General features: G+C 53.9%; 23 protein-coding genes and 1 pseudogene. 12 read left to right on the forward strand and 12 right to left on the reverse strand.

Annotated elements, in window-relative coordinates:
- Nucleotides 1-16 precede the first annotated feature (16 nt).
- Nucleotides 17-595 carry an NADPH-dependent FMN reductase gene (gene ssuE, locus EBA31_RS08145; RefSeq protein WP_020826159.1) on the reverse strand — a complete coding sequence of 193 codons (579 nt, stop codon included), beginning with the start codon at nucleotides 593-595 and terminating at the stop codon, nucleotides 17-19.
- 259 nt (nucleotides 596-854) lie between these two features.
- Here ssuE and pyrD point away from each other — a divergent pair, with 259 nt between their 5' ends.
- Nucleotides 855-1,865, forward strand: a complete 1,011-nt coding sequence (pyrD, locus tag EBA31_RS08150) for a quinone-dependent dihydroorotate dehydrogenase (protein ID WP_122078269.1) — start codon at nucleotides 855-857, stop codon at nucleotides 1,863-1,865.
- 175 nt (nucleotides 1,866-2,040) lie between these two features.
- The gene (locus tag EBA31_RS08155; protein WP_020826161.1) at nucleotides 2,041-2,589 is read left to right on the forward strand and encodes a cell division protein ZapC; all 549 of its coding nucleotides are present in this window, start codon (nucleotides 2,041-2,043) and stop codon (nucleotides 2,587-2,589) included.
- A gap of 6 nt (nucleotides 2,590-2,595) precedes the next feature.
- Here EBA31_RS08155 and EBA31_RS08160 read toward each other — a convergent pair whose 3' ends face one another.
- The gene (locus EBA31_RS08160; protein ID WP_020826162.1) at nucleotides 2,596-3,699 is read right to left on the reverse strand and encodes a YcbX family protein; all 1,104 of its coding nucleotides are present in this window, start codon (nucleotides 3,697-3,699) and stop codon (nucleotides 2,596-2,598) included.
- A 103-nt stretch (nucleotides 3,700-3,802) separates the two neighbouring features.
- On the opposite strand from EBA31_RS08160, the gene rlmKL reads away from it, so the two are divergent.
- The 6 genes from rlmKL (at nucleotide 3,803) to rmf (ending at nucleotide 11,850) form a co-directional block, all read left to right on the forward strand.
- Nucleotides 3,803-5,923 carry a bifunctional 23S rRNA (guanine(2069)-N(7))-methyltransferase RlmK/23S rRNA (guanine(2445)-N(2))-methyltransferase RlmL gene (gene rlmKL, locus EBA31_RS08165; protein ID WP_104410963.1) on the forward strand — a complete coding sequence of 707 codons (2,121 nt, stop codon included), beginning with the start codon at nucleotides 3,803-3,805 and terminating at the stop codon, nucleotides 5,921-5,923.
- 5 nt (nucleotides 5,924-5,928) lie between these two features.
- A complete protein-coding gene (locus tag EBA31_RS08170) occupies nucleotides 5,929-7,833 on the forward strand; it encodes an ABC transporter ATP-binding protein (RefSeq protein WP_046373980.1) in 1,905 nt (634 codons plus the stop codon).
- A 74-nt stretch (nucleotides 7,834-7,907) separates the two neighbouring features.
- Nucleotides 7,908-9,224: a membrane integrity-associated transporter subunit PqiA gene (gene pqiA, locus EBA31_RS08175; protein ID WP_020826165.1), complete on the forward strand. Its 1,317-nt coding sequence runs from the start codon at nucleotides 7,908-7,910 to the stop codon at nucleotides 9,222-9,224.
- On the forward strand, nucleotides 9,211-10,854 hold the full coding sequence (gene pqiB, locus EBA31_RS08180) for an intermembrane transport protein PqiB (RefSeq protein ID WP_116690804.1): 1,644 nt from the start codon (nucleotides 9,211-9,213) through the stop codon (nucleotides 10,852-10,854). Before pqiA ends, pqiB begins: the two co-directional genes overlap by 14 nt.
- Entirely contained in the window at nucleotides 10,851-11,408 is a 558-nt protein-coding gene (gene pqiC, locus EBA31_RS08185; protein ID WP_020826167.1) for a membrane integrity-associated transporter subunit PqiC, read from the forward strand. The genes pqiB and pqiC overlap by 4 nt, the downstream gene beginning before the upstream one ends.
- 271 nt (nucleotides 11,409-11,679) lie before the next feature.
- Complete coding sequence (rmf, locus tag EBA31_RS08190) at nucleotides 11,680-11,850, forward strand: ribosome modulation factor (protein WP_071827009.1); 171 nt, start codon at nucleotides 11,680-11,682, stop codon at nucleotides 11,848-11,850.
- Between the two features lie 64 nt (nucleotides 11,851-11,914).
- On the opposite strand, the gene fabF is transcribed toward rmf, so the two are convergent.
- The 4 genes and pseudogenes from fabF to EBA31_RS08210 all read right to left on the reverse strand — a co-directional run bounded on the left by fabF (nucleotide 11,915) and on the right by EBA31_RS08210 (nucleotide 16,180).
- Nucleotides 11,915-13,189, reverse strand: a complete 1,275-nt coding sequence (fabF, locus tag EBA31_RS08195) for a beta-ketoacyl-ACP synthase II (protein WP_122078271.1) — start codon at nucleotides 13,187-13,189, stop codon at nucleotides 11,915-11,917.
- Nucleotides 13,182-13,712 (reverse strand): annotated as a pseudogene (locus tag EBA31_RS08200) (winged helix-turn-helix transcriptional regulator); the annotation flags it as partial. The gene fabF and the pseudogene EBA31_RS08200, both read right to left, overlap by 8 nt.
- 129 nt (nucleotides 13,713-13,841) lie before the next feature.
- Nucleotides 13,842-14,360: a bifunctional 3-hydroxydecanoyl-ACP dehydratase/trans-2-decenoyl-ACP isomerase gene (gene fabA, locus EBA31_RS08205; RefSeq protein ID WP_012006178.1), complete on the reverse strand. Its 519-nt coding sequence runs from the start codon at nucleotides 14,358-14,360 to the stop codon at nucleotides 13,842-13,844.
- A gap of 68 nt (nucleotides 14,361-14,428) precedes the next feature.
- On the reverse strand, nucleotides 14,429-16,180 hold the full coding sequence (locus EBA31_RS08210; protein ID WP_170868509.1) for a Lon protease family protein: 1,752 nt from the start codon (nucleotides 16,178-16,180) through the stop codon (nucleotides 14,429-14,431).
- A 209-nt stretch (nucleotides 16,181-16,389) separates the two neighbouring features.
- Between EBA31_RS08210 and matP the strand changes: the two genes are divergently transcribed.
- Nucleotides 16,390-16,848, forward strand: coding sequence for a macrodomain Ter protein MatP (gene matP, locus EBA31_RS08215; protein WP_122080598.1), 459 nt, complete (start codon nucleotides 16,390-16,392; stop codon nucleotides 16,846-16,848).
- A gap of 110 nt (nucleotides 16,849-16,958) precedes the next feature.
- Here the strand turns inward: matP and ompA are convergent, their stop codons facing one another.
- Together ompA and sulA are read right to left on the reverse strand one after the other, a co-directional pair.
- The gene (ompA, locus tag EBA31_RS08220; RefSeq protein WP_020826172.1) at nucleotides 16,959-18,035 is read right to left on the reverse strand and encodes a porin OmpA; all 1,077 of its coding nucleotides are present in this window, start codon (nucleotides 18,033-18,035) and stop codon (nucleotides 16,959-16,961) included.
- Between the two features lie 358 nt (nucleotides 18,036-18,393).
- Nucleotides 18,394-18,900 (reverse strand): SOS-induced cell division inhibitor SulA, encoded by a 507-nt coding sequence (sulA, locus tag EBA31_RS08225; RefSeq protein WP_044549608.1) that lies wholly within the window; start codon nucleotides 18,898-18,900, stop codon nucleotides 18,394-18,396.
- A gap of 232 nt (nucleotides 18,901-19,132) precedes the next feature.
- Between sulA and EBA31_RS08230 the strand changes: the two genes are divergently transcribed.
- The gene (locus EBA31_RS08230) at nucleotides 19,133-19,792 is read left to right on the forward strand and encodes a TfoX/Sxy family DNA transformation protein (protein ID WP_122078274.1); all 660 of its coding nucleotides are present in this window, start codon (nucleotides 19,133-19,135) and stop codon (nucleotides 19,790-19,792) included.
- Here the strand turns inward: EBA31_RS08230 and yccS are convergent, their stop codons facing one another.
- The gene (yccS, locus tag EBA31_RS08235; RefSeq protein ID WP_122078277.1) at nucleotides 19,793-21,928 is read right to left on the reverse strand and encodes a YccS family putative transporter; all 2,136 of its coding nucleotides are present in this window, start codon (nucleotides 21,926-21,928) and stop codon (nucleotides 19,793-19,795) included.
- 26 nt (nucleotides 21,929-21,954) lie between these two features.
- Nucleotides 21,955-22,407, reverse strand: a complete 453-nt coding sequence (locus EBA31_RS08240; protein WP_020826176.1) for a YccF domain-containing protein — start codon at nucleotides 22,405-22,407, stop codon at nucleotides 21,955-21,957.
- Nucleotides 22,408-22,573: 166 nt separating this feature from the next.
- Here EBA31_RS08240 and helD point away from each other — a divergent pair, with 166 nt between their 5' ends.
- Nucleotides 22,574-24,628: a DNA helicase IV gene (helD, locus tag EBA31_RS08245; RefSeq protein WP_122078280.1), complete on the forward strand. Its 2,055-nt coding sequence runs from the start codon at nucleotides 22,574-22,576 to the stop codon at nucleotides 24,626-24,628.
- Between the two features lie 33 nt (nucleotides 24,629-24,661).
- On the opposite strand, the gene EBA31_RS08250 is transcribed toward helD, so the two are convergent.
- Both EBA31_RS08250 and EBA31_RS08255 read right to left on the reverse strand, forming a co-directional pair.
- Nucleotides 24,662-25,120 carry a methylglyoxal synthase gene (locus tag EBA31_RS08250; RefSeq protein WP_020826178.1) on the reverse strand — a complete coding sequence of 153 codons (459 nt, stop codon included), beginning with the start codon at nucleotides 25,118-25,120 and terminating at the stop codon, nucleotides 24,662-24,664.
- Nucleotides 25,121-25,240: 120 nt separating this feature from the next.
- Nucleotides 25,241-25,912 (reverse strand): DUF2057 family protein, encoded by a 672-nt coding sequence (locus EBA31_RS08255; protein ID WP_122078283.1) that lies wholly within the window; start codon nucleotides 25,910-25,912, stop codon nucleotides 25,241-25,243.
- Between the two features lie 260 nt (nucleotides 25,913-26,172).
- On the opposite strand from EBA31_RS08255, the gene EBA31_RS08260 reads away from it, so the two are divergent.
- A complete protein-coding gene (locus EBA31_RS08260; RefSeq protein ID WP_046373973.1) occupies nucleotides 26,173-26,586 on the forward strand; it encodes a CoA-binding protein in 414 nt (137 codons plus the stop codon).
- The last annotated feature ends 25 nt before the right edge of the window (nucleotides 26,587-26,611 follow it).

Genomic DNA, 26,611 nt, shown 5'->3' on the forward strand with positions numbered 1-26,611 from the left:
TATATAGAGCGTGCTGTCAGGCGGTTTGACGCGCAAACAGAGACGGGGAGAGTTTTGCCTGGGGCGGTTTACGGCGACCGAGTGCCAGGTAGAAGCTTTCCAGAGCTTCTTCCAACCGCGATGCCAGCCCGTCGGACAGCGTGATATCTTCACCGCTCAACACCACCTGGCTGTCGTCGGCGAACACCCCGTGCAGCACTTCCTGAGCTTTCAATGCCGCCAACACCGGTTTGAGGGCATAGTCCACTGCCAACATATGACCAATAGAACCGCCGGTAGCCAGGGGTAACACCACCTTATGGTCAAGCGCTCGCTCAGGCAGCAGATCCAGCAGGGTTTTCAGCGCACCGGAAAACGAGGCCTTATACACCGGCGTAGAGACCAACAGGCCGTCGGCCAAAGCCAGTTGCTCGGTAAAGGCTTTTATCGCCGGGCTATTGAAATTGGCGTACAGCAAGTCTTCTGCGTCAAAGTCGTGCAGGGTGTAGGAGATCACTTCTACGCCTTGCTGCTGCAACCAATTCTTACTCAAGGAAAGCAGGGCCGCTGAACGTGATGGGATGCGAGGGCTGCCGGACAGTGATATAACGCGCATTACCACTCCTTATAACTAAAAGTTAGGTTTAATTAAAAAATCGTCGAGAAGTGTTTTAAACCTATCAGCAAAGAGGCGGGTTACTTAAATCTCATTTTTTGATTTTGATATGCGTAAATGCGGATTGGCGGGGCATTGGCTCCCCGTCAGGGGAAACGATTGCGTTAAAAACGCTTTTTTTGCTTTTAATCAATTCCAATTGGCCAAGGGATACCGGATAATACGCCCCCGGTTTGCAACCGGGAAATCAGGAGAGTACATGTACTACCCCCTCATCAGAAAAGCGTTGTTCCAGCTCGATCCCGAGCGTGCGCATGAATTGACTTTTCATCAGCTCCGCCGCGTCACCGGCACCCCGTTAGAATTTGTTATTCGCCAGTCTGTGCCGACCAAGCCAGTAAGCTGCATGGGGCTCTCTTTTAAAAATCCTTTGGGTTTGGCCGCCGGCCTGGATAAAGACGGCGAGTGCATCGACGCATTTGGTGCCATGGGCTTTGGCTTTGTCGAAGTTGGCACCGTGACGCCACGCCCGCAGTCGGGCAATGATAAACCGCGTCTGTTCCGCATCGTGGAAGCGGAAGGCCTGATCAACCGAATGGGCTTTAATAACCAGGGCGTGGATAATCTGGTTGAAAACGTTAAGAAATCCCATTTCGGCGGTATTCTGGGGATTAATATCGGTAAGAATAAAGATACCCCGGTCGAGCAAGGAAAAGACGATTATCTGATCTGTATGGATAAAGTTTATCCGTATGCCGGTTATATCGCGATTAACATTTCGTCACCCAATACGCCGGGGTTACGATCCTTACAGTACGGCGAAGCGTTAGACGATCTTTTGGCCGCCATTAAAAATAAGCAGCAGGAATTGCATGCGCGCCATCACAAATATGTGCCGATGGCGGTAAAGATCGCGCCGGATCTTTCAGAAGAAGAATTGATCCAAATAGCCGACAGTTTGGTGCGCCATAATATTGATGGTGTGATCGCGACCAATACCACGCTGGATCGTAAATTGATCCAGGGGCTGAATTATTGCGAACAAATGGGGGGCCTGAGTGGTCGTCCGCTGCAGGCGAGCAGCACCGAAGTGATCCGTCGTTTGTCGCAAGAGCTGCAAGGGCGTTTACCGATTATCGGCGTTGGCGGAATTGATTCCCTGATGGCCGCACGGGAAAAAATGGCGGCCGGTGCTTCGCTGGTACAAATTTATTCCGGATTTATCTTCAAAGGTCCGCGCCTGATTAAAGATATCGTTAACTACATCTAATATTTTTCCTTTCATTTTCAGCCGGGGGTTTATTTCTTCCCCCGGCTCGTCTATATTTTGTCCACTAGCATAAATATCGTTCGCGGAATTATCCGATGTTTAAGCGACTTGAGTGGTGATAAAATCACCTTTTAGGGTAAATACGGCGTGGCATGGGCAGCGAGAAGGATAAGACATGAAGATAAAACCTGACGATAATTGGCGTTGGTATTTTGACGCCGAACACGATCGGCTAATGCTGGATTTAGCCAATGGGATGATCTTCCGCTCGCGTTTTCCTGCCAAAATGTTAACCCCGGATGCCTTTGATGAGTGTTCTTTCTGTGTGGATGACGCGGCGCTTTATTTTAATTATGAAGAGCAGTGCAAACAGATAAAGCTCAGCCATGAACAACGCGCCGAACTGGTATTAAATGCCCTGGTGGCCTATCGCTTCCTGAAACCGCTGATGCCGAAAAGCTGGCATTTCTCGCAGCAGCATTACCCGTTGCAGCCGAAAAATGGCGAATTAGCGGCGGTGAAGGTGATGGAGAGCGGCGTTGAAGCGCGTCTGCTGGTGGTGGAAGCCGGTGATAACGCCAGCCTGTGCCTGCTGGCGCAAAACCAACTCTCCGTCGCTGGTCGCACTATGGTTCTGGGTGACGCCATCAAAGTGATGCACGATCGCCTTAAACCCTGCGCGCAAGATGAAACCTCCGCCCCGGCTTACGACAGGGCGGTATAACGGCGATTACGCCAGCGTCAAATCGCTTTTTGGAATACAGCTGCAGCAAAGGATGGTGCCATTGTTGGCTACCGCACTTTTCTTCAGCGGCGCCACTTCGCCACTGACCAAAGTGATGCGACAACTTCCGCAAATTCCCGCACGGCATGAATAAGGCACGCGGAGCCCTTGCTGTTCCAACTGCTCCAGTAAGATCTGCTGATTATTGCCGGTAAACACCGTTCCCGCGTATTCGATAGTGACGCTATGTTCACTGTCCTGCGGTGCCTGCACGCTCTCAACCACTTTTCCAGCGCCATACGGGCGTGGTGGCTTGGTGGATAACACTTCTACTCTATCGCCGACGCGGATAATACCGCTGCTGCGCGCCACCATATTCTGGCCAAAATCGATATCGCCGTTATCAGCCGTGCGGAATTTCTGCAGAGTGCTCAGGGGTTCGCCGCTTGGGTGCTTGCGCCCACGTTCGGTGCTGACGGTGGTCAACACGCAGCGGCTACAGGGTTTGACCAGATCAAACATCACGTCACCGACGCGGATCACCTGCCAACCATCCTCGGCCCAGGCATTCGCGCCGGTGACCACCAGATTGGGGCGGAACTGCTCAAGCTTGATGCTGCCGGGGCAACGCTGCTGCAAATCGTTGAATGAGGCTTCGTTGATCAGCAAATAAGGATAGCCGTCGGCGAAAGAAAGGGGGATTTCCGGGTGTTTTTTCACGCGGCGGGTCAGCTCGGGGCCAAGCCAACGCAGCTGCACTTCACGCTGGAAATAACCGCTCAGCCAGCTGTTAATCGCTGCCGGCGCAATCAGGGCGGTGAAATGATTGCCCCAAACTTCGGTCGGTTGCGCCTCAGGGGCGAAATCGCTGAAGCGGATGGCGGCGCTTTCTCCGTCCGGCGCGGTCAGGAATAGCCCATCGGGCAGCAGAGCCGGGGTGAACATCACCATTTGCGGATATTGGCGCGCGGTAATAAAGGTGCCATCCGGTTCGGTGATCATAAAGGTACGGTCGAAAGCCAATCCACTGCTGGAAGCCTGCGCGTGCGAAAGCTGCAAACCACGAAGCGATTTCACCGGATGAACGTAAATTTTCGAAAGCGTAATCACCCTTATCCCCGTGCGATTATTAAATAGAAGGGAGCAACTTTATGACAAGCGGTCTGGATTAGCTATAATGCGCAACAATTTTCTTTTTGGTGATAAGTACGATATGAACTCTCTGTTTGCCAGCACGGCGCGTGGACTGGAAGAACTGTTAAAAAGCGAACTGGAAGCGCTGGGCGCTCACGCCTGTAAAGTAGTGCAGGGTGGGGTACATTTTCAGGGTGACGATCGTCTTCTGTACCAAAGCTTGCTGTGGAGCCGTCTGGCCTCACGTATTTTGCTGCCGCTGAATGAATTCCGCGTGCACAGCGATCTGGATCTGTATCTGGGCGTGCAGGCGATCGACTGGACCAACATTTTCGGCGTGGATAAAACCTTCGCCGTGCATTTCAGCGGCGTGAACGAAGAGATCCGCAACAGCCAATATGGTGCGCTGAAGGTTAAGGACGCCATCGTCGACAGCTTTACTCGCAAACTCGACCAGCGTCCGACGGTTGCGAAGCAGCAGCCGGATATTCGCGTAAATGTGTTCCTGCAGCGCGATATGGCCAGCGTAGCGCTCGATCTGAGCGGTGAAGGCCTGCATCAACGTGGTTACCGTGATCTGACCGGCCAGGCACCGCTGAAAGAGAGCCTGGCGGCGGCGATTGTGCAACGCTCCGGCTGGCAGCCGGGGACTCCGATGCTTGATCCTATGTGTGGCTCGGGGACGCTATTGATCGAGGCGGCGATGATAGCTTCCGATCGCGCTCCGGGTCTGCACCGTCAACATTGGGGCTTTACCGCCTGGAATGGCCATAACGTCGATCTGTGGCGCGAAGTGATCACCGAAGCACAGGTGCGTGCACGCCGTGGCTTGCAAGAAACCACCTCACGTTTCTTCGGTTCTGATATCGATCGTCGGGTGATTGAAATGGCGCGCGGCAATGCCCGTCGTGCAGGCGTTGCCGAACTGATTACCTTTAACGTCAACGACGTAGCCAAACTGACCAATCCACTGCCGGAAGGCCCGACGGGCACCGTAGTGTGCAACCCGCCGTACGGTGAGCGTCTGGAAAGTGAGCCGGCGCTGATCGCCTTGCATAATATGCTGGGCCGCATCATGAAGAGCGCATTCGGCGGTTGGCAGTTGTCATTGTTTAGCGCATCGCCGGAACTGCTGAGCTGCCTGCAGCTGCGTGCCGAACGCCAGTTCAAGGCCAAAAATGGCCCGCTGGACTGCGTGCAGAAAAATTACCAACTGGCGGAGAACCCACAGGGCTCCGGCGGCATTCAGGTCGCGGAAGATTTTGCCAACCGCCTGCGCAAGAACCTGAAGAAGCTCGACAAGTGGGCCAAACAGCAGGGCATTGAATGCTATCGCCTGTATGATGCTGACCTGCCGGAATACAACGTGGCGGTAGACCGCTACGGCAGCAAGGTGGTGGTACAAGAGTATGCGCCGCCGAAAACCATCGATGCGCAGAAAGCGCGTCAACGTCTGTTCGATGTGATCAATGCCACGCTGGCGGTGCTGGAATTGCCGTCCAATCAGCTGATCCTGAAAACCCGTGAGCGCCAGAAAGGCAAAAACCAGTATGAAAAACTGGCACAGAAGGGCGAGTTCCTGCTGGTGGAAGAGTTTAACGCCAAGCTGTGGGTTAACCTGACTGACTATCTCGATACCGGCCTGTTCCTCGACCACCGCATTGCTCGCCGTATGCTGGGTGAGATGAGCAAGGGCAAAGACTTCCTCAACCTGTTCGCCTATACCGGCACCGCCAGCGTACACGCCGGATTGGGTGGTGCGCGCAGTACCACCACGGTGGATATGTCGCGTACCTATCTCGAATGGGCAGAGAAAAACCTGCGCGTTAACGGTCTGACCGGCAAACAGCACAGATTGATCCATGCGGATTGCCTGTCATGGCTGCAAAATGCCGACGAACAATTCGATGTGATCTTTATCGATCCGCCGACCTTCTCCAACTCCAAGCGGATGGAGAACACTTTTGACGTTCAGCGTGATCACCTGGTGCTGATGCAAGATTTGAAACGGTTACTGCGTCGTAACGGGACCATCATGTTCTCGAACAACAAGCGCGGTTTCCAGATGGATATGGCCGGCCTGAGCGCCCTGGGTCTGGAGGCGAAAGAAATTACCGCCCAGACGCAGTCGCAGGACTTTGCCCGTAACCGTCAAATTCATAACTGCTGGCTGGTTACCCACGCCGGCGAAGGAAAATAATTACTATGTCGTTAATCAGCATGTCCGGTGCCTGGCTGTCCTTCAGCGATGCGCCGCTTTTAGATAACACCGAAATTCATATTGAAGACAACGAACGCGTTTGTCTGGTTGGGCGCAACGGCGCAGGTAAATCCACGCTGTTGAAGATCCTCGGTAAAGAAATTCCGCTGGACGATGGCCGGGTGATTTACGAGCAAGATCTGATCGTTGCGCGTCTGCAACAGGATCCCCCGCGCAATATCGGCGGGACAGTATTCGATTTCGTGGCCGAAGGCGTGGCCGAGCAGGCGGAACACCTGAAGGCCTATCACGCGATTTCGCACCTGGTGGAAACCGATCCGAGCGAAAAAAACCTGACGCGTATGGCGCAGATTATGGAAATCCTCGATCACCAGGGGCTTTGGCAACTCGACAGCCGCATCAGCGAAGTGTTGCTGCAGCTGGGCCTGAACGGGGACGCGGAGCTTTCCTCGCTGTCCGGCGGTTGGCTGCGTAAAGCGGCGCTGGGGCGTGCGCTGGTCAGCTCTCCACGCGTATTGCTGCTGGACGAACCGACCAACCACCTGGACATTACCACCATCGACTGGCTGGAAGGCTTCCTGAAAGAGTTCCAGGGCAGCATCGTGTTCATTTCCCACGACCGTTCCTTTATCCGCAACATGGCGACGCGCATTGTCGATCTCGACCGTGGCAAGCTGGTGTCCTGGCCGGGCAATTATGATCTGTATCTGCTGAGCAAAGAAGAAGCGCTGCGCGTAGAAGAGCTGCAAAACGCCGAATTCGATCGCAAGCTGGCGCAGGAAGAAGTGTGGATCCGTCAGGGCATCAAGGCGCGTCGTACCCGTAACGAAGGCCGCGTACGTGCGCTGAAGGCGTTACGTAATGAGCGTTCAGAACGTCGTGAAGTGATGGGCACCGCCAAAATGCAGGTTGAAGAAGCGGTACGCTCCGGCAAGATCGTGTTCGAGATGGAAGACGTCAACTATCAGGTCGGCGGCAAAGTGCTGGTGCGCAATTTCTCCGCTCAGGTGCAGCGCGGCGACAAGATTGCCCTGGTCGGTCCGAACGGCTGCGGCAAGACGACCTTGCTGAAGCTGATGCTTGGCCAGTTGAAGGCCGACAGCGGTCGCGTACATTGCGGCACCAAGCTTGAAGTGGCCTACTTCGACCAGCACCGCGCCGAACTGGATCCGGAACGTACGGTGATGGACAACCTGGCAGAAGGCAAGCAGGAGGTGATGGTCAATGGCCGTTCCCGCCACGTACTGGGCTATCTGCAGGACTTCCTGTTCCATCCGAAACGCGCCATGACGCCGGTGAAAGCATTGTCAGGAGGCGAGCGTAACCGTCTGTTGCTGGCCAAGCTGTTCCTGAAGCCAAGCAACTTATTGATTCTCGATGAACCAACCAACGATCTTGACGTCGAAACGCTGGAGCTGCTGGAAGAGTTGATCGATGGCTATCAGGGCACCGTGCTGCTGGTGAGCCACGATCGTCAATTCGTCGACAACTCCGTGACCGAGTGCTGGATCTTTGAAGGCAACGGCGAGATCAGCACCTTTGTCGGCGGCTATTACGATGCGCACCACCAGCGCGCAACGGCAAAACCTATTCGCCAGGTCGCGGCTGAACAGAATAAACCGGCGGCGGAGAAAAAGGCTGAACAGCCCAAGAAACCGGCGGCTAAACTGAGCTATAACTTGTTACGCGAACTGGAACAGTTGCCGCAACGCCTTGAACAGCTGGAAGCGGAAATTGAAGCACTGCAGGCGCAAATGAGCGATGCTGATTTCTTCACGCGCCCTCACAGCGAAACACAACAGGTGTTGACGGCGCTGGCCGCCGCCGAAGGAGCGTTGGAAGAAGCCTTCGCCCGTTGGGAAGAGTTGGAAGCGATGAAAAACGGCTAACCGTTGAGAATACCGTCCGCGCGCTGCTGCGGACGGTATTGCCGTACCGGTGAGCGACGTTGTTAAGGAGGATTATGGTGTGTTCCCACGAGAATCACGAGCAGCACAGTCACGCAACACACGCAAAACAGCAACAGGACAATCTGATGCTGTGTCCACAATGCGACATGTTGGTGGCGTTGCCGCCGCTGGCATATGGTTCAAAAGCGGTATGCCCGCGTTGTAAAACGACCCTCAGCTCCCGCTGGCAGGAACCGCGCAAGCGGCCAATTGGCTATGCCCTCAGCGCATTGTTCATGCTGCTGCTGGCGAATATTTTCCCGTTTATCAATATGCGCGTTGCCGGCCTCGGTAACGAAATCAAACTGATCCAGATCCCGCAGGTGATGGTGGCGGAAGACTACGCCAGCATGGCCACGTTGTTTATGGTGTTCGTACAGTTGATCCCTGCGTTCTGCATGGTGGCGATCATTGTGCTGTGTGCCCGAGTGCGTATCCCCCTTGGCCTGAAAGAGTGGATGGCCAAGATGCTGTTCCAGTTTAAAACCTGGTGCATGGTGGAGATTTTCCTCGCAGGGGTGTTGGTCAGCTTCGTCAAGCTGATGGCCTATGGCGATATCGGTATCGGCAGCAGCTTTGTGCCTTATTGCCTGTTCTGTCTGCTGCAGGTGCGCGCCTTCCAATGTGTCGATCGCCGCTGGTTATGGAATGACATTGAACCTGCACCGCGGCTCGATCGTCCAATGCAGGTTGGGCACATCGGGTTGCGCCAGGGCCTGCGCTCTTGCCAATGCTGTACGGCGATTCTGCCGGCCGAGATGACCCGTTGCCCACGCTGCCACACCAAAGGTTATGTCCGTCGCCGCCACAGTTTGCAATGGACATTGGCACTGCTTGTCACCTCTATCATGCTGTATATTCCGGCTAATCTGCTGCCTATTATGGTTACCGAAGCCCTGGGCAACAAAATCACCTCTACCATCATGGCCGGGGTGATCCTGCTGTGGGGCGAGGGATCTTATCCGGTGGCGATGGTGATCTTCATCGCCAGCATCATGGTGCCGTCGTTGAAAATGTTGGCGATTGGCTGGTTGTGCTGGGATGCTAACGGCAGGCATAAACCCCGGGCTGACAGCGAACGGATGCACCTGATTTATGAAGTGGTTGAATTCGTTGGCCGCTGGTCAATGATCGACGTGTTTGTGATTGCCGTGCTTTCGGCATTGGTACGGATGGGACAATTGATGAGTATTTATCCTGCTACTGGCGCACTGCTGTTCGCCATGGTGGTGATCCTCACTATGTTTGCTGCCATGACGTTTGACCCCCGGCTGACCTGGGATCGCGTAAATGAAACAATAAAAAAGGAGCCGCAAGGTGACGGAAAATAATCATAGCGTCGCGGACGTTGAAAAGATCAAGCGCTGGTCGCCGGTGTGGATTATCCCCATCGTCACTGCGCTGATCGGCGCCTGGATCCTGTTTTACCATTTCAGCCACCAGGGGCCTCAGGTGACGCTGGTCACCACAACCGCTGAAGGTTTGGAGGCGGGTAAAACCAAAATCACCAGCCGTAGCGTTGACGTCGGTGTAGTGGAAACCGTGACCCTGAGCGATGACCTGAGCAAGGTGGTGGTGCAGGCTCGGTTAAACTCCGGCATGGAGAAATTGCTGCGCGAGGATACCGCCTTCTGGGTGGTGAAACCGCAGATTGGCCGTGAAGGCATTTCCGGTCTGGGTACGTTGCTGTCTGGTGCTTACATCGAGCTGCAGCCGGGCAAAAAAGGTAAAGAGAAAAACGATTATCAACTGCTGGATGCACCACCGTTGGCTTCTCCGGACGCCAAAGGTTTGCGCATCATACTGGACAGTGAGAAATCGGGGCAGTTGAATGCCGGCGATCCGGTATTGTTCCGCGGCTACCGTGTCGGCTCGGTAGAGACCAGCTATTTTGATCCGAAAATGCGCGCCATGCGTTATCAGCTGTTCATCTCCGCACCTTACGACCAACTGGTGACCAGCAACGTTCGCTTCTGGAAAGACAGCGGCGTGGCCTTCGACATGTCTGCGCAGGGGATGCGGGTAGAAATGGGATCCCTGGCTACGCTGTTCAGCGGTGGCGTCAGCTTTGACGTGCCGGACGGTTGGGATCGCGGTGAGCAGGTAAAAGAGAAAACCGAATATCAGCTGTTCGATAACCAACGCAGCATCCAGGATTCGTTGTACACCGTACACAAAGATTACCTGATGTTCTTCTCCGACTCGATCCGTGGCCTGCAGCCGGGTGCGCCAGTTGAGTTCCGCGGCATCCGTTTGGGGACCGTGGCGCAAGTGCCATTCTATAAAGAAGGTATGATGCAGCGTCTGGATAACGATTACCGGATCCCGGTGCTGATCCGCATCGAACCCGATCGTTTCCAAAAACAGTTGGGCGGCAATTTCGATATTGAAGGCCATCTGAAAGATGCTGAATCTCGCGGTATGCGTGCTGCGCTCAAATCTGCCAACCTGCTAACCGGTTCACTGTACATCGATCTGGATTTCTATCCGCAGGAGAAACCGTGGAAAGGGCCGCGTGAGCTGTTTGGTTATCCGTTGATGCCGACTACCAGCGGCGGTCTGGCGCAGATCCAACAGAAACTGATGCAGACCTTGGATAAGATCAACGCGATGCCATTGAATCCGATGATCAACGAAGCGACCAAGACCCTGGCGGAAAGTCAGAAAACCATGAAGTCGACGCAACAGACCATGAAATCGTTGAACGACATCATCGCCAGTAAAGAGATGAAGGCACTGCCGCAGGATATGCAAAAAACGCTGCAGGAGCTGAATCGCAGCATGAAAGGCTTCCAGCCAGGTTCACCGGCCTACAACAAGATGGTCGGCGATATGCAACGTCTCGATCAGGTGCTGCGTGAGTTGCAGCCAGTGCTGCGCACCCTGAATGAAAAGAGCAACGCGCTGGTATTTGAAGCCGCGGGCAGTAACGATCCTCAGCCGAAGAAGGCCAATAAATGATGAAATGGATTCCTGTAGCCCTGGCGCTGGTACTCAGCGCCTGTAGCAGCACACCACAGAAAACCTACTACCAACTGCCGGCGCTGGGTGTGCCGACACAGGTGAGCGGCGGTGAGACTTCTCGCCAACTGTGGTTGGAACACGTCACCGTGGCGGATTATCTGGCGCAGAACGGCGTGGTTTATCAAACCAATGATGTGCAGTACGTTATTGCTCAGAATAACCTGTGGGCCAGCCCGCTCGACCAGCAGCTGCAGCAAACGCTGGTCACTAACCTGAGCAGCGCATTGCCGGGCTGGGTGGTCTCCTCCCAGCCGATGAGCAGCGATCAGGATGTGTTGAACGTGACGGTCAGCGGTTTCCACGGTCGTTTTGATGGCAAGGCGATTATTCGTGGCGAATGGGTGCTGAGTCATCAAGGCAAGCTGACCAAACGGCCATTCAGCCTGGAGCTGAAACAGGGCGAGGATGGTTACGATGCGTTAGTTCGTACCCTGGCGCAAGGCTGGCAGCAAGAGGCGCAGTCCATCGCCTCGCAGGCCGGTCGTTTTTAGTCATAATTTGGACTAAAAAGGTCTAATCCCTTCCGATGAAAAATATTAAAACTTTTCGTCGGGAGGGATTTTTATTTGATTTCAATCAGTTAACCTCTTCCTCGGCATATCAGCCACTTAGCCAATTCTGCGTGTGTAGCTCACAAATATGACATTGGCGTGAATTTTGCGCATTGATCTTCCCTTCATTTAGCGCTATTGCTTATACGTGGCTGCACAAAAAGCAGCCATTGTTTTCTTTCCACCAGACCAAATATGAGGGAAACGAGGCATGAAGAGACAGAAACGCGATCGTCTGGAAAGGGCGCATTCACGAGGTTATCAGGCAGGTATCTTAGGGCGTTCTAGGGAATATTGTCCCTACCAATCATCTGTGGACGCCCGGTCTCAATGGCTGGGAGGTTGGCGAGAAGCCATGGAAGACAGGGCTGTGACCGCTTAAGCGGCTCTCTGTCAAAAAAAAGGAATAACCTCCGCTCCGGGCGGAGGTTTTTGTTTAAACCGTCTTATTCCTGCCAGCGTTTCAGCAAGATACTCGCATTCACGCCGCCAAAGCCAAAGCCGTTCGACAGCGCGTAGTTGATGGTCATTGGTTGCGCTTTATTGGCCACCAAATGCAATCCCTCGGCCGCCGGGTCTGGATTATCCAGATTCAGCGTGGCTGGTGCGATCTGATCGCGCAGTGCCAGCGCCGTAAATATGGTTTCTAGCCCGCCTGCAGCCCCGAGTAAATGTCCCGTAGCAGATTTGGTCGAAGTGATGGCTATGCTGCCCCCGGTACCGAACAGGTGTTTAATGGCGTTGATCTCACCCAAATCACCGACGGGTGTTGAGGTCGCGTGGGCATTCAGGTGCTGAATTTGCTCCGGTGTGACACCGGCCTGTTTCAGCGCAATTTTCATTGCGCGATAGGCGCCGTCACCGTCTTCAGCACCGGAGGTCATGTGGTAGGCATCGGCACTGGTACCGTAGCCGACAATTTCTGCCAGTGGTGTGGCACCACGCGCCAGCGCATGTTCCAGCGTTTCAATAACCAACATGCCGGCACCTTCCCCCATGACAAAACCGTTGCGGGCACTGTCGAATGGCCGGGAGGCTTTTTCTGCCTCTTCAGGTGATGTCGTGGACATGGCGCGCGCTGCGGCAAAGCCCCCGAGGCTGACGGTGTCGATTGCGGCTTCTGTACCGCCACATAGCGCGATATCGGCCTCATCGTTACGAATCATGCGTACCGCGTCGCCAATAGCCTGGACGCCTGCTGCACAAGCGGTAACGGGGGCGCCGATCGGGCCCTTGAACTGGTGCTTAATCGACACATGACCGGCCGCCAGATTGACCAGGAACGAAGGAATGGTAAATGGCGAAAGGCGTTTGGCTCCCCGGCTGTCGGTGGTGCGCACCGCGTGAGCAATCGCCGGAAAACCACCGATACCGGAGGCAATCACGGTCGCGGTGCGTTCCTGCTTATCTTCCGTATCCGCTGTCCAGCCGGCCTGACGAATGGCCTCATCGGCCGCCGCCATCGCCAGCAGAATAAAGCGGTCCATTTTCTTTTGGTCTTTTGGCGCTACGGAGCTGTCGGGGTCAAAACCTGCCTCGGCATCCTGTTCCAACGAAGGCACCTGCCCGCCGATTTTAACCTGCAGGTCGGCAACGATCTCTTCCGGGAGAGGGCGAATACCGGACTGGCCATTCAGCAGACGCTGCCAGATAGCCTCTACGCCGCATCCCAGTGGCGAAACGGCGCCCATGCCGGTAATGACTATACGACGACTGTTCATAGTGACTCCTTGGATGATTCGGGGGGAATGCAGAAAGGTTCTGCTGCATCAGGGCCGCGCGTTGGCGCATACCGTCGGTCGCTGCCGGCCCTGGCGCTAAGGTAATATTATGCAGCGCGATAGGCTGCCGGGTAATGCTGTCGATCAGTTCTACGCGTATTGGCTGCCCGGTACGGCGGTCGACCAGTTCCGCGCTAATGCCGTCATCGGCCAAATGGGTATTTCCCCAATGGAACAGGGCCGCGAGCACTGGGAAGAAATCTTTGCCGCGTTCGGTGAGCAGATACTCATACCGTACTGGCCGGGTTTGATATCGCTGCTTATGCAGGATACCGCTTTCCACCAGGTATCTCAGGCGGCGGGTCAATATGGTGGGCGAAAGCCCCAGGCTTTGCTGGAATTCATCAAACCGCGATAGGCCATGGAACGCATCGCGAAGTATCAGGATGCTCCACCATTCTCCCACGCGGTCCAGTGAGCGGGCTACTGGGCATGGCATGTTGTCAAAACGGGTTTTCTGCATGGCATACCTCCTGGTAACTACAATAATTGTAGTTACTATTTAGCCGCCATGAACCTGAGGTTTAAAGCACAGGGCATAATAGCGGCGGGGAAATAAAACGGCGACCGGGAAGGGCCGCCGTGACTGCGATTAGAACGCAGCAGTGTCCTTGAACAGGCCCACTTTAAGATCGCTGGCGGTGTAAATCACCTGGCCGTCGACCAGAACTTCACCATCAGCCACACCCATAATCAGCTTACGGATGATCACGCGTTTGAAGTTGATGCGGTAGGTGACTTTCTTCGCGGTCGGCAATACCTGGCCGGTGAATTTAACTTCACCCACGCCCAGCGCACGACCTTTGCCTTCGCCACCCAGCCAGCCGAGGTAGAAGCCTACCAACTGCCACATGGCATCCAGACCCAGGCAGCCTGGCATCACTGGATCGCCGATAAAGTGGCAACCGAAGAACCATAGGTCAGGATTGATATCCAGTTCCGCTTCCACATAGCCTTTGTTGTGGGTACCACCGTCTTCGGTCATTTTGACCACGCGGTCCATCATCAACATATTACCTGCCGGCAACGGCGGGCCGCCGGCGCCAAACAGCTCGCCACGGCCGGATGCTTCGAGGTCTTCTTTCGTATAGGAGTCGCGTTTTTCTACCATGTTCTCAGTAAACCTTATTTTAATGAAGGGCGCAGATTAGCTTACACGTGTACGCTGAACAAGTCCGATCAGCCGTGGTTGAACCAGTTGAGCCAACGAAGTGGCCACGGCCAGCGCCGGCGTTCCTGCGGATTCACCTGTGCAATCCGTTCCTGAATCGCAGCCAACAGATTAGGTTGCTGTTCATCAGAGTAAGGATAACCGGTGAGTAATGGCAAGGCCTCTGCGGCGCTGTCGACGGCCCACAGATGGAATTGCCCCTCGCGCACCGCATCGACTACGTCCTGGCGTAGACACAGGTGGCGCACGTTGGTAGCGGGCATGATGATGCCCTGTTTGCCTGTCAAACCGCGACGTTGGCAAACTTCGAAAAAGCCTTCGATCTTCTCGTTGACGCCGCCAATGGGCTGAACATTGCCGAATTGGTCGACGGAGCCGGTTACCGCAATCTGCTGGGTAATTGGCTGCGACGAGAGTGCACTGATAAGCGCACATAACTCGGCCAGTGAGGCGCTGTCGCCATCCACTTCGCCGTAAGATTGCTCAAACACGATTGAAGCCGAGAAGGGCAGCGGCTGGTCCAGTTCCAGTTCGGAAATCAGGAACGCCTGCATAATCATCATGCCTTTAGCATGCAGATTACCGCCAAGTTCGGCTTTGCGCTCGACGTCGGTAAATTCGCCATCGCCAAGATGCACCACACAGCTGATGCGAGATGGTTCGCCAAAGCTGCGTGGGTGGCCAGGATATTCCAACACCGACAGGCCGTTGATCTGGCCGACGACTTCCCCCTCGGTTTCAATCAGGATTTGGCCCAGCTCAATTTCATCCTGCATCCGCTCTGCGAGGTAGCTTTCACGCCATTCGCGGGCATTCAATGCGGCTTCGAATGCTTTGGCGGTGATGCTCTCTTCCTCGGCATACAGCGCCGCTTCAGAAAGTTGTTGGCTGATCCACAGTGGGGAGAGCGGCAGATTGCCCTGATCGCCGCTGTGACGCACGGCTTGAACCATTAACGGATACCAGGCATCGGCGGCCAGCGGTGGTAACTGCTTCTCGTCGATAAGGGCATTGACGTAGCCACACCATTGCACCATGTCATCGATTTCGGTGAGTTGCAGATCTTCTTCGTATTCGCCGTAGACCGCCTGCTCGCTCAGCTCCGGCTCGATATCATGGAAATCGGCCAGGCCGTGGCGATCGCCCACAACGATTAGCCGTAATTCCAACGGCATCGGGGGAATGGCAATCGGCAGCGGTCGCGTTTCATCCGGGGAAACCCAATGGAATTGGCGCTGGGTGATCATTTGCTTCAAGCGCAGCCACAGTAACGGCTGAGCCAGCAGGGAACGTGCCGACAGGATCAGCACGCCACCGTTGGCTTTATGCACCAGACCAGGTTGCAAGCTGATTTCATTGTTGTGGATCCTGACGCAGCCAAACAGCTGCTCCGGCTCGATCCACTCCTGAAACACACAGGCGCCACCGGCCGCAAAGGCTTCATCACCCTGGCTTGCGGGTTCAACGCTGACTTTGCTGCCCTGGATCACATAGTGACTGCCCTTAAACGCGGTATTCTGCGGTTGCAGTTGCTCAACTGCCTGGGCTATCAATGCCAGATACTCACGCGTTTCCTGCGCTTTCAACAGCATGAAACGCGGTGGCGACTGTGGATGGCAAAACAGCGTCAGTGCATTTTCCAGCCGAGGCTGAATGGAAGCAAAGGACACGGGCGCCAACTGCGCGGCGGTATCAAATATCGCTTGATAAGGCGTAACGTCCGGCAACAGTGATTGCCATTCAAGTCGGTTATTGGTCAAAGTGTTAGATGCAATCGTCAAAAAGGGAAAGGGCGATTATACAAGAATAACGACAGCTTGATACATGCAGAGTCGTAGTTGGTGTCAGGGAGTTTGACATCGCGCGATGACTGTGCAAAAAACAGTCTAAAAGAGGGGTAATTGCCGGGGAAATTCGGCGTAAAGCTGTTATGCTTAATTAAAGTTACGCGGTCACTGAAGAGCTCATGATGAAATATCAGCAACTGGAAAATCTGGAGAGCGGTTGGAAATGGAAGTACCTGGTGAAGAAGCATCGGGAAGGGGAAGCTATTACCCGCCACATTGAAAACAGCCTTGCTCAGGAAGCCATTGAAGAGCTGCTGAAGCTGGAAAATGAGCCGGTAAAAGTGCTGACGTGGATTAGCCACCATATGAATCCGGAACTGGATAACCGGATGAAGCAGACGATCCGCGCACGGCGTAAACGTCATTTTAACGCAGAACACCAACATACGCGTAAAAAATCTATCGATCTGGAGTTTTTGGTTTGGCAGCGTTTGGCCGGCCTGGCTCGTCGCCGCGGCGTGACTTTGTCAGAAACCGTGGTCCAGCTGATTGAAGATGCGGAACGTAAAGAGAAGTATGCCAGTCAGATGTCATCGCTGAAACAGGATTTAAAAGCCATTCTCGGTAAAGACGAACAGTAAGTCCCGTTCCGTGATTCCGTGATTCCGTGAAAGGGTGCACGTAGCCAGTTCCGCTGATTTTGAGCGAAAAAAAACCCCGCATAGCGGGGTTTTTTACTAAGAGTGGTAGCTTAGCCTTGTGGCTGAGTTACAACGTCTTTGATACCTTTAACTTCGATCTCTACGCGACGATCTGGTGCCAGGCAATCGATCTGTGCTTTGGTAGCACGACCAGCTTTGTAGCCACAGGTGTTACCAGTGACGGAATCAGCTTCGCCCATACCACGTGCAGAGATTTTGTCTGAAGGAATACCTTTAGATACCAGGTAGTCAACAACGCTTTGAGCGCGTTTTTCAGACAGTTTCTGGTTGTACTGGTCAGAACCAACGGCGTCGGTGTAACCCAGAACTACAACAGAACCATCTTTAGGATCCATGGAGCTCAGCTGAGTGTACAGCTGGTCCAGAGCCTGTTGGCCTTCTGCTTTCAGAGTGGATTTGTTGAAGTTGAACAGCACGTCAGACTTCAGAGTGAAACGCTTGGTTTCAACAACTGGAGCTGGAGCCGGAGCTGGTGCTGGAGCAACAACATCATCCTGACCGAAACGGTAAGAAACACCCAGGCTCAGCATGGTGTTGTCTGGACGTGCGCCGACAGTACCTGCATCACCGATGTTGCTAACGAATTGGTAGTCCAGGCGAGTAGCCCAGTTTTTGGTCAGTGCGTACTCAACACCCACTGCAGCCAGCGGAGAAACGCCAGTGTCGTGGTCGCTCAGACGAGTGCCATTGCCGTAGTTAGCTTTGGAATCAGCACGCCATACCATACCACCCAGACGAGTGTAGATGTCCAGATCGTCGATGATTGGGTAGCTCAGTTTAGCTGCCAGTTGAACGCCCTGTGCTTTGAAAGCACCGTTGTTCACGCTGCCTTTGTAAGGCATACGGCCAAGCCAGTCATAGCCCAGCTCGAAGCCCAGGTATTGGTTCGCCTGGTAACCCAGGAACGCGCCAGCACCCAGTTGATCTTTATGGGTCGGACCATTGCCGATACCATTCTGGTAACCGTTGCCGTAGAAACCAGTGTCATGGTACTGGGACCAGCCCAGTTTAGCACCGGTGTACCAGGTATTATCTTTTGGGGCGGCTTGCGCTACGGTAGCGAAACCAGCCAGTGCCACTGCTAATGCGATAGCTGTCTTTTTCATTTTGCGCCTCGTTATCATCCAAATAGGCAATGAGCTTTAAAGCTGTTTTAAGCCCTTGGTTAAATTCCTTCGCCAAGGTTTGAGCCCTCGTTTGTTACTCGGCCAGTTTATCTGGCGTTATAGAGCAACCTTGGCGATGTAAAGTCTACAACGTGGCGCGAAAGTTACAAGTGTGATGTGATAAAGCTCTAAAAAAAAACGCGGAATCGTACATATTTACTAACATTAACCGGCAAAAAAACGAGCAATTCAGCCTTCGTTTTGGGCCGCGGAACCGCAGCCGCACTCGCTTTTCCCCTGATCCCATAAAGGTTCCCTTGAAGAACGATGAAAATGATGGGAAAAATCCTAAATTTACTTAATGATACAAAGAAGAGTGAATTTTTAGGGTGGAACACTGTCCGTGAATCGGGTTTATGTCACGTTGAGGACGCATAATGAAGCCATAAGCGTTACCTAATTCTGCCGCGCGTCTTAATTTTAGACGATCTTCTTCCGTAAGATCGGGTAACCAGCCGAGTACGACACTGTAATTTCCCGTCAGTAACGCTTTTTCCATCGCTTCGACCGTGTCCAGCGGACTGATTTGGCTCAGCTGCACCACTTTCCCAACCGGCAGGCCGGACTGCTGTAGCCACCTTTTACTCAGCTTTTGCTGTGGAGTCAGCCATAACAACCAGCGCGACTGCATGCCCAACTGCTGTAGCAAAGGCAGCAACAATTGCGCCACTGCGGGCTGATGCTCGTTGTAAACAAGTTCACTGATAAGGCCATTTTTGTTGCCGGCATCTGTGTTTTCTGCAGCATTGTTCACCGCAAAAGAGGTGTGGCTGAAATGGGTTTTGTAGAGTGATTGAGTACGCATAAAGTATCCCGCCCGTAGTGTCACTGTATGTTTATACAGTACATCCAGTTGTCAGTAAGATCAACCCAAATCTTCGTAGCACCTCGCATAATTGCGATCATTTTTTATACGGCAGAGTTTTGTGATTGGCATGCCCATGGATAGTGCGTATTTTTCTAATTACTTGTTCACGTTAGTTTTATTTCATTGATACGGGAAATGATAGAACGCTAACCCACACCAGGAGGACGTTATGAAAGGGAAATCAACGGGAAGGATCGCACAGGCCAAGGCCTGTTTTTGCGCATTGGGCACTATCACTACTCGCTCGCAGTTCGGGGGCTACGGGGTACTGGCCGACGGCATCATGTTCGCGGTTATCGCTGAAGGAGAGCTTTATCTTCGCGCTACGGAGGGGCTGGAATCGGTCTTTCGCTCACGCGGTATGGTCAATATGGTTTACTCCAAACGCGGTGTGCCTATCACTATGCGCTATTACTGGGTAGATGAGACCTTGTGGCGTGATAGGGATGAACTGGTTGGGTTAGCCTGGCAGGCCATTCGCGAAGCGCGTCGGGAGCAAGAGATTAAAGCGGACAACCAGAGTCGGTTAAAAACCTTACCGAATATCGACATCAATATGGAACGTTTGCTGTGGCGAGCCGGTATTCGTAATGTTTATGATTTGCGGTTAAACGGGGCCAAGCGCAGTTATCTTCGGCTACTGCAGCAGCAAAAAAATTTGGGGTTGCGGGTGCTGCTTTCATTAGGCGGGGCCATCGCCGGCTATCATCACGCCGCTTTGCCTTCGGAATTACGCAGCGAGCTGACGCACTGGTTTGACCGCACCATGATGCTGCTTAGCCACGGCCATAACCCAAGAGTCCAGGGCCTTATGAAAGGCCCTGAATGATTATGCCGACTTACCTATTTGCGCATTCAGCATCGTGAGTTCCGGCAAGAGCTCAATCACCAGCCCAATCTGCTGCAACACCAATTGATCTTTGCTTTCCGGTTCCGGCGCCGCGTGTTGAATTCGTTCAGCCAGGCTTTCCAACGCCTGAGTGATGCGCCCACTGTCCTGCTCTTCTTGATGCAGGGCGCCATCGACATAACAGACAGCATCATTCAGCAGATCCAGGGTCGCAGGATTATTCAGGCGTTCACGGTGTGCCCCCAACGCCGAGATATAACTCAATAAGGTGTGGTTCAAACACAGCAGACGGAAGGCCGCATCCTGAACGTCTTTATTGGCTTTGGGATCGGCAGACATATTTGAAATCACCGATGCCAGCTCCGCGTCACTGTTGTGCGCATCCCGCCGAGCGATACGGTAGGACAGTCCGTTGTCTTTTCCCTGATGGTATTGCACCAAAATGGCATCCAGATAACGGCAGTTGGCGTTCAGCGTCTTACTGACCACCGTGGGTAATTGCCGGAACTTCCAGTCAGGCCAGATAAAGCTGACTGCGGCCCAAGCGATGGCGCAACCCAGCAGCGTGTCGTAAACGCGCGGCGCGGCGACTTCGAAACCTTCGCCCAGCAGGTTAAAGCACAGCAATACCAACAGGGTGATAAACATGGTGGCATGTGCGTACTGCACGGTGCGAAAAGCAAAAAACAAAACGCCGCTAATCACAATCAGCACGAGTTGGCCTTCCACCGAGGGCACAAAATAGAGGATTGGCAGCCCGACAAGAATACCTGCCAGTGTGCCGATTATCCTCAATGCCAGCCTGCGGCGAGTGGCGTTGTAGTTGGGTTGGCAGACAAACAGGCTGGTTAACAGGATCCAATAGCCATGCTGCATCCCAGTAAATTGAATAAAGGCATAACCAATACACAGCACCACAGACATGCGAATGGCATGGCGGAACAAGGCCGATTGCGGCGTCAGATGGCGGCTGATGCGCAAGCGAATATCGCTCCAGCCGGTGAGCCGGTCATCCGACAGGCTGTTCTCTTCCACCTGGCCGTTGGCCAATGCCTGTTCGGATTCAATATTTGCCAGCTGTGCGTCAATCGCGCGAAAATTTTTCAACAGGTGCGACAGCGCCTTGGTCAACTCGCGATTTTCCGGGGTAAGGGTAACGCGCGCTAAAGCTTCATCAATGCGGCCAAAGGCCGGTTCGAAGCGAACGTTATGCTGATACTTTTGCCGCATCAAAATCGACTGGGCCAACTGCTGGCAGGCACGAGCCTGCATGCTGAGCAAGCGCTGAAAGCGGAACAGGATATCGCTATGACGGAATTGTCGGCTTAGCGCCTGGTATTGAACGTGCGCGGAGCTGGCGCGTTCATGGATGTCCTGCGCAACGAAGTAGTAATGCAGTGTGCGGCGGGTGCCTCGTTGGCCGCGATCGCCTTTTAACCGCGTCAGCAATGAAGCCTTGGTTTGGTTGAGGATAGTCACCAGCGTGCTGTTGGCCATGGCAACATCCATCCAGGGCAGGTCTGCATCCTGTTCGGCATCGGGATCAAACAGGTTGGCTTTGGCGTCCAGATAATTCGCCAACTGGTCGTAACAACGCGCCAGATTTTCCTGTAGAGGACGGATAGGGAAGATCAGATGACCTATCAGCGTCAGCAGGTTGTACCACAGGGCACCAATGATCAGCAGCATAGGCTGTTGATACCAGGCGTCATACATCGAAGTGCCGAGCATGGTGTAAACCGCGATCAGCAAGGCACCAAATGCAATGGTGGCGTAACGTTGTCCCAGAGCACCTAACAGAATAAAGCCGCAGGTGGAGGTCGTCAGGCCAAGCGCGAACAGCCAGGGGTAGGGAAACAGCAGTTCAATGGAGGCGGAGGCAACAAAGAAACACACCAGCGTAATCAGCAAGTTGCGTAGTCTGCCGGTCAGGCGGTCGTCCAAATCGGTCAACGCCGCCGCCACCACCCCCAGAGTCAGGGGAATAGTGAGTTTCGGAATACCGAGCCACCAGGGGACGGCGGCTGCGCCGGCCAGCGCAATAAAAATACGCAGGTCATAAAGCAGGTTGCTGTTGTAGGCATAACGGCGTATTGCTGGTGCAAAAGAGAGCACAAAAAACTCCTCGGGCGGAGAAAAAATTAACGCTGCTGATACTGACGACGGGCATTTTCAGTTCTGGCCTGTTGCGCCATTTCTACTGAGACCACGCGACGCCCAACCGGCCACAGGGCAATGGCGGCGATTTTGAAATTGGCAATGCCCACCGGAATGCCAATAATAGTTACGCACTGCACAATACCGGCGGCGATATGCGACAGGCAGAGCCACCAGCCGAACAGGATCAGCCAGACAATATTCAGCAGCGAGCCGCTGGCGGAAAGCAGCGCATTACTTTTTTCCGGGTAAAGCTCATTAACGTGAATAGCTTCATTACCGAACGGCAGTAACGACAGCTTGGTGATCTCCCAGCAGGAGCGAGTCAGTGGCAGGGTGATGATCAACAGCACGCTAAATACCGTGGCGATCAGCCAGCCCAGGGTAGTGACAAAACCGCCCAACACAAAATTAAGAATATTCAGTACAGTACGCATAGTCGTCATTCTGCTCTAATGATGGCCAAACCGCGATGCGGTTGCGTTTGCTATCAAAACGCAAAATCTATTCTACCCTTTTTTTAGCGCTAGAGTGCCACTGCTTATCGCAGGTAAACTGGCAGATATCCGTTATTTAATCTCAACATAGTCATGGCGCGAAGATATGGAACTTAAAGCGACATCGCTGGGGAAACACCTGGCTCAGCATCCTTATAACCGCGTGCGGTTGCTGCACGCCGGGGTCGAGGTGAGCGGTGAAAAGCATGAATACCTTATTCCTTTCAATCAGTTGATTCAGGTTAGATGCAAGCGCGGCATCGTCTGGGGCGAGCTGGAGTTTGAGCTGCCGGATGAAAAAGTGGTGCGCCTGCACGGGACTGAATGGCAGGAAACTCAGCGTTTCTATCATTACCTCCAGCAGGCCTGGCAGCAATGGAGCGCTGAGATGAGCGAGGTCAGCGCCGGCGTTTTGCAGCAACAGGTCGAACATATTCAGCGAATTGAGCAGCAGGATAAGTGGTTTAAGAAATCCGAACTGGGCAAGTTGCAGCAACAGATTCGCCAGTCTTTCGGTGCTTTGCCCATGCCGGTTGCACGGCTGGAGGAATTTGACAACTGTCGGGAAGATTATCAACTCTGCCGCCAATGGCTGCAGCACGGGTTGCACAGCGTGGAGCAGCGTAACCGGCAGTGGACCGAACGGATGCTGGAGACGCACCAGGATTTCTTCCAGAGCATAGAAAGCTCACCGCTGAACGACTCGCAAAGTCGCGCCGTAGTTAACGGTGAAGACTCGGTCTTGGTATTGGCCGGAGCAGGCAGCGGAAAAACCTCGGTATTGGTGGCGCGCGCGGGCTGGCTATTGCGCCGTCAGGAGGCCGAACCCGGGCAAATACTGCTGCTGGCATTCGGTCGCCAGGCGGCGGAAGAGATGAACGAACGCATTCAGGAACGGCTGGGCGGCGTGGCTATCCAGGCCAAAACCTTCCATGCACTGGCACTACAGATTATCCAACAGGGCAATCGCAAGGTGCCGGCGATCAGTAAGCTGGAAACCGACAGCAAGGCTCGCCGGGCTTTGCTGATTACTCATTGGCAGCAGCAGTGCGCAGAGAAAAAAGCCCAGGCTAAAGGCTGGCGCCAATGGTTGATTGAAGAGTTGGAATGGGAAGTGCCCGAAGGCGATTTTTGGCAGGACAAGCGCCTGGCGGAGCGGTTGGCCGGCAGACTCGAACGCTGGTTGGGCCTGATGCGCATGCACGGCGGTAGCCAGGCAGAAATGATCGAACAGGCGGATGAAGAGGTCCGTGACCTGTTCTCAAAACGCATTCGCTTAATGGCTCCTTTGCTCAAGGCCTGGAAAGGAGCGTTGAAAGAGGAAGGGGCGGTGGACTTCTCAGGCCTGATCCACCAGGCGGTCAATATTTTGGAGAAAGGTCGGTTCGTCAGCCCGTGGAAACACATCCTGGTGGACGAGTTCCAGGACATTTCACCCCAGCGTGCGCAATTACTGGCAGCGTTGCGTAAACAAAATAAACAAACCTGTCTGTTTGCGGTAGGTGACGACTGGCAGGCCATTTACCGCTTCAGCGGGGCCGAGTTGACGTTGACCACCGCCTTTGCCGAGAACTTTGGCGAAGGTGCCCAGTGTGCGCTCGATACCACTTACCGTTTCAATGATCGTATCGGCGAGATCGCGAACCGTTTTGTGCAACAGAACCCGCATCAGCTGAAAAAACCGTTGAACAGCCTGAGCAAGGGCAATAAGAAATCGGTGATTTTATTACCGAATGAGCAGCTTGAAAATCTGTTGGACAAGCTGAGCGGTTATGCCAAGCCGGATGAGCGAATTCTGGTGCTGGCACGCTATCACCATTTGAAACCGCAGGCGCTGGCAAAAGCGGCGACCCGTTGGCCAAAACTGACCCTCGAGTTTATGACCATTCACGCCAGTAAAGGGCAGCAGGCGGAGTACGTGATCATCGCCGGTTTGCACCAAGGCAGCGACGGTTTTCCGGCGGTCGCGCGTGAGTCGGTATTGGAGGATGTTTTGTTGCCGCAGCCGGAAGATTTCCCGGATGCCGAAGAGCGGCGACTGCTGTATGTAGCGCTGACTCGCGCCAAGCACCAGGTCTGGTTACTGCAGGATCGTGAACGTCCGTCGGTCTTCGTCGAACAACTGCAGGATCTCGGCGTTCCTGCTCAGAAGAAGCCTTAAAATTAAGGCCTGGCGGAAACCAGGCCGCGAGCGTTACTTCAGGCGATCCTGCAAATAGCGCTGATAATCAGGAATGGCAATTTCCACTTCACGTTTGAAGAGTGAAGAATCGATCAGGAAATCCGCCGTTGAGCGGTTGGTGGCGACGGGAATGTTCCATACCGTCGCCAGACGCAGCAGCGCTTTCACATCCGGATCGTGGGGAACCGCATTGAGGGGATCCCAGAAGAAGATCAGCATATCTATTTTGCCTTCGGCAATCAGCGCGCCGACCTGCTGATCGCCTCCCATCGGGCCGCTTAACATGCTTTGCACCGGAATGCCGCTGGCACGCTGGATCAGGTTACCGGTAGTGCCGGTGGCGTACAGTTGATGATGCTCAAGGACGGATTTGTTTTCTTCAACCCAGGCAAGCAGGGCTTGTTTGCGGTGATCGTGTGCCACCAGCGCAATGTGTTTACGCGCGGCGATAGTGCGGGTAGTAAATTCCATCTCGATGTCCTTCGCTAATCAGGGGATGTGCGACAGATTACTGAAACTGTTTTTCACTGCCTAGCGTTTACACCTGAAAATGCGAAGAAAGCGCGCCTTTAAATAAAGGCGCCGGTAATCTTAACGCACGGGCTGTTTATTCGCCCAATGGAGGAAACGCTTTTGCGTCTCTTTGTCCGCCTGCTGGAACCAGTATTGCAGCATCTGTTCGGAAACGTTTTCACCCTTCAAAGTGACCGTGGGGGAGTTCAGCGCGGCACTGGCGAGCGGAGAGGAAGGCGTAGTCGCGCGCACCTGGGTGAAAGCCGGCACCGAGGCCGGGCGGTTTTGACTGTTGTAGTCCGCCATGACTTTTTCCAAATCGACGCTGAGCGTGGCGCCATCGGCATGCAGCACGTCGTGTTTCATCGCCAGCGCGTTACCGTTCTTATCAATCACTTGATAGTTGAGCGTTTTATCGAATCTTTGGCCATCACGTACATTTTCAATACGCGGCAGCTCAATGGCAACGGAGCTGACATTCTGCGTACTGAAGGTCGCGATCAGCGGAGGGGAGGTATAGGCAGTTTGTTCGTGCTGTCCTGAACGTACAGACTTGGCCACTTTAAACAGCAACTGATGTTGCCCGCCATCCAGCTCCAGGCTGTCGGCACCTTTTAACAACGCTCCTGTCATTTTCTTGCCGTCGACCACCAGCAGATCGATGTCCGGGGAGAGTTTCAGGGTCGTAGCCACGGCAGGCATGCTGATACTGATGCTGAGCAGCCCCGCAACCATCAGACCAAATTTCATGGTTATCTCCTTATAAGTGGCATCGCTATTAGTGTTGAATACGCCATAGATTGTGTCAAAGTTTTTCAGCATTACGGTTTGGTTTACAAATGTACATATTTATTTTCATTTGGACATTTATTTGAGCCGGATATGCTGGCAGTGACAGCATCAGACCGCAAAAGTGGCCGGGAGTTTCCGCATGGTTGCGTTTAGCCGATTTAAAGCCGATAGAGTACACTCGAAATAGGGAAGTCGCCCGTTGATGATTGGAGCTGAAGATGCAAGACCACGAGATTGCCGACCTGCTCAAGCAGGTGAAAACCATTGCGCTGGTGGGTGCCAGTGATAATCCATCCCGGCCCAGCTTTGGTGTCATGGCTTATTTGCTGTCACAGGGATATCAGGTAACGCCGGTCAGCCCCAAGCTGTCAGGGCAAACGTTGCTTGGCCAGCAGGCCTATGCCACGCTGAAAGATATTCCGCACCCGGTGGACATGGTTGATGTGTTCCGTAATTCGGAGGCGGCGTATGGCGTAGCGCAAGAGGCGATTGCGATTGGTGCCAAAGCGTTATGGCTGCAAATTGGCGTTATTAATGAACAGGCCGAGGCGTTGGCACGTGAGGCAGGATTGAAGGTGGTAATGGACCGTTGTCCTAAAATCGAGCTTCCTCGCCTGGGTCTGGAGCGCTGAAAGCCGGTAAAAGAAAAGGCCTGAC

The organism is Serratia sp. P2ACOL2, from assembly GCF_003691565.1.
Classification (GTDB): domain Bacteria; phylum Pseudomonadota; class Gammaproteobacteria; order Enterobacterales; family Enterobacteriaceae; genus Serratia; species Serratia liquefaciens.

What these genes read in the sequence shown, in the direction of transcription:
- EBA31_RS08255 (WP_122078283.1), bottom strand. Translation starts at nt 25,912, where the DNA reads ATGAAATTTGGTCTGATGGTTGCGGGGCTGCTCAGCATCAGTATCAGC.
- ssuE (WP_020826159.1), bottom strand. Translation starts at nt 595, where the DNA reads ATGCGCGTTATATCACTGTCCGGCAGCCCTCGCATCCCATCACGTTCA.
- matP (WP_122080598.1), top strand. Translation starts at nt 16,390, where the DNA reads ATGAAATATCAGCAACTGGAAAATCTGGAGAGCGGTTGGAAATGGAAG.
- ompA (WP_020826172.1), bottom strand. Translation starts at nt 18,035, where the DNA reads ATGAAAAAGACAGCTATCGCATTAGCAGTGGCACTGGCTGGTTTCGCT.
- pqiA (WP_020826165.1), top strand. Translation starts at nt 7,908, where the DNA reads ATGGTGTGTTCCCACGAGAATCACGAGCAGCACAGTCACGCAACACAC.
- fabA (WP_012006178.1), bottom strand. Translation starts at nt 14,360, where the DNA reads ATGGTAGAAAAACGCGACTCCTATACGAAAGAAGACCTCGAAGCATCC.
- pyrD (WP_122078269.1), top strand. Translation starts at nt 855, where the DNA reads ATGTACTACCCCCTCATCAGAAAAGCGTTGTTCCAGCTCGATCCCGAG.
- fabF (WP_122078271.1), bottom strand. Translation starts at nt 13,189, where the DNA reads ATGAACAGTCGTCGTATAGTCATTACCGGCATGGGCGCCGTTTCGCCA.
- EBA31_RS08170 (WP_046373980.1), top strand. Translation starts at nt 5,929, where the DNA reads ATGTCGTTAATCAGCATGTCCGGTGCCTGGCTGTCCTTCAGCGATGCG.
- pqiC (WP_020826167.1), top strand. Translation starts at nt 10,851, where the DNA reads ATGATGAAATGGATTCCTGTAGCCCTGGCGCTGGTACTCAGCGCCTGT.
- rmf (WP_071827009.1), top strand. Translation starts at nt 11,680, where the DNA reads ATGAAGAGACAGAAACGCGATCGTCTGGAAAGGGCGCATTCACGAGGT.
- EBA31_RS08155 (WP_020826161.1), top strand. Translation starts at nt 2,041, where the DNA reads ATGAAGATAAAACCTGACGATAATTGGCGTTGGTATTTTGACGCCGAA.
- sulA (WP_044549608.1), bottom strand. Translation starts at nt 18,900, where the DNA reads ATGCGTACTCAATCACTCTACAAAACCCATTTCAGCCACACCTCTTTT.
- EBA31_RS08260 (WP_046373973.1), top strand. Translation starts at nt 26,173, where the DNA reads ATGCAAGACCACGAGATTGCCGACCTGCTCAAGCAGGTGAAAACCATT.
- EBA31_RS08240 (WP_020826176.1), bottom strand. Translation starts at nt 22,407, where the DNA reads ATGCGTACTGTACTGAATATTCTTAATTTTGTGTTGGGCGGTTTTGTC.
- helD (WP_122078280.1), top strand. Translation starts at nt 22,574, where the DNA reads ATGGAACTTAAAGCGACATCGCTGGGGAAACACCTGGCTCAGCATCCT.
- EBA31_RS08250 (WP_020826178.1), bottom strand. Translation starts at nt 25,120, where the DNA reads ATGGAATTTACTACCCGCACTATCGCCGCGCGTAAACACATTGCGCTG.
- rlmKL (WP_104410963.1), top strand. Translation starts at nt 3,803, where the DNA reads ATGAACTCTCTGTTTGCCAGCACGGCGCGTGGACTGGAAGAACTGTTA.
- EBA31_RS08230 (WP_122078274.1), top strand. Translation starts at nt 19,133, where the DNA reads ATGAAAGGGAAATCAACGGGAAGGATCGCACAGGCCAAGGCCTGTTTT.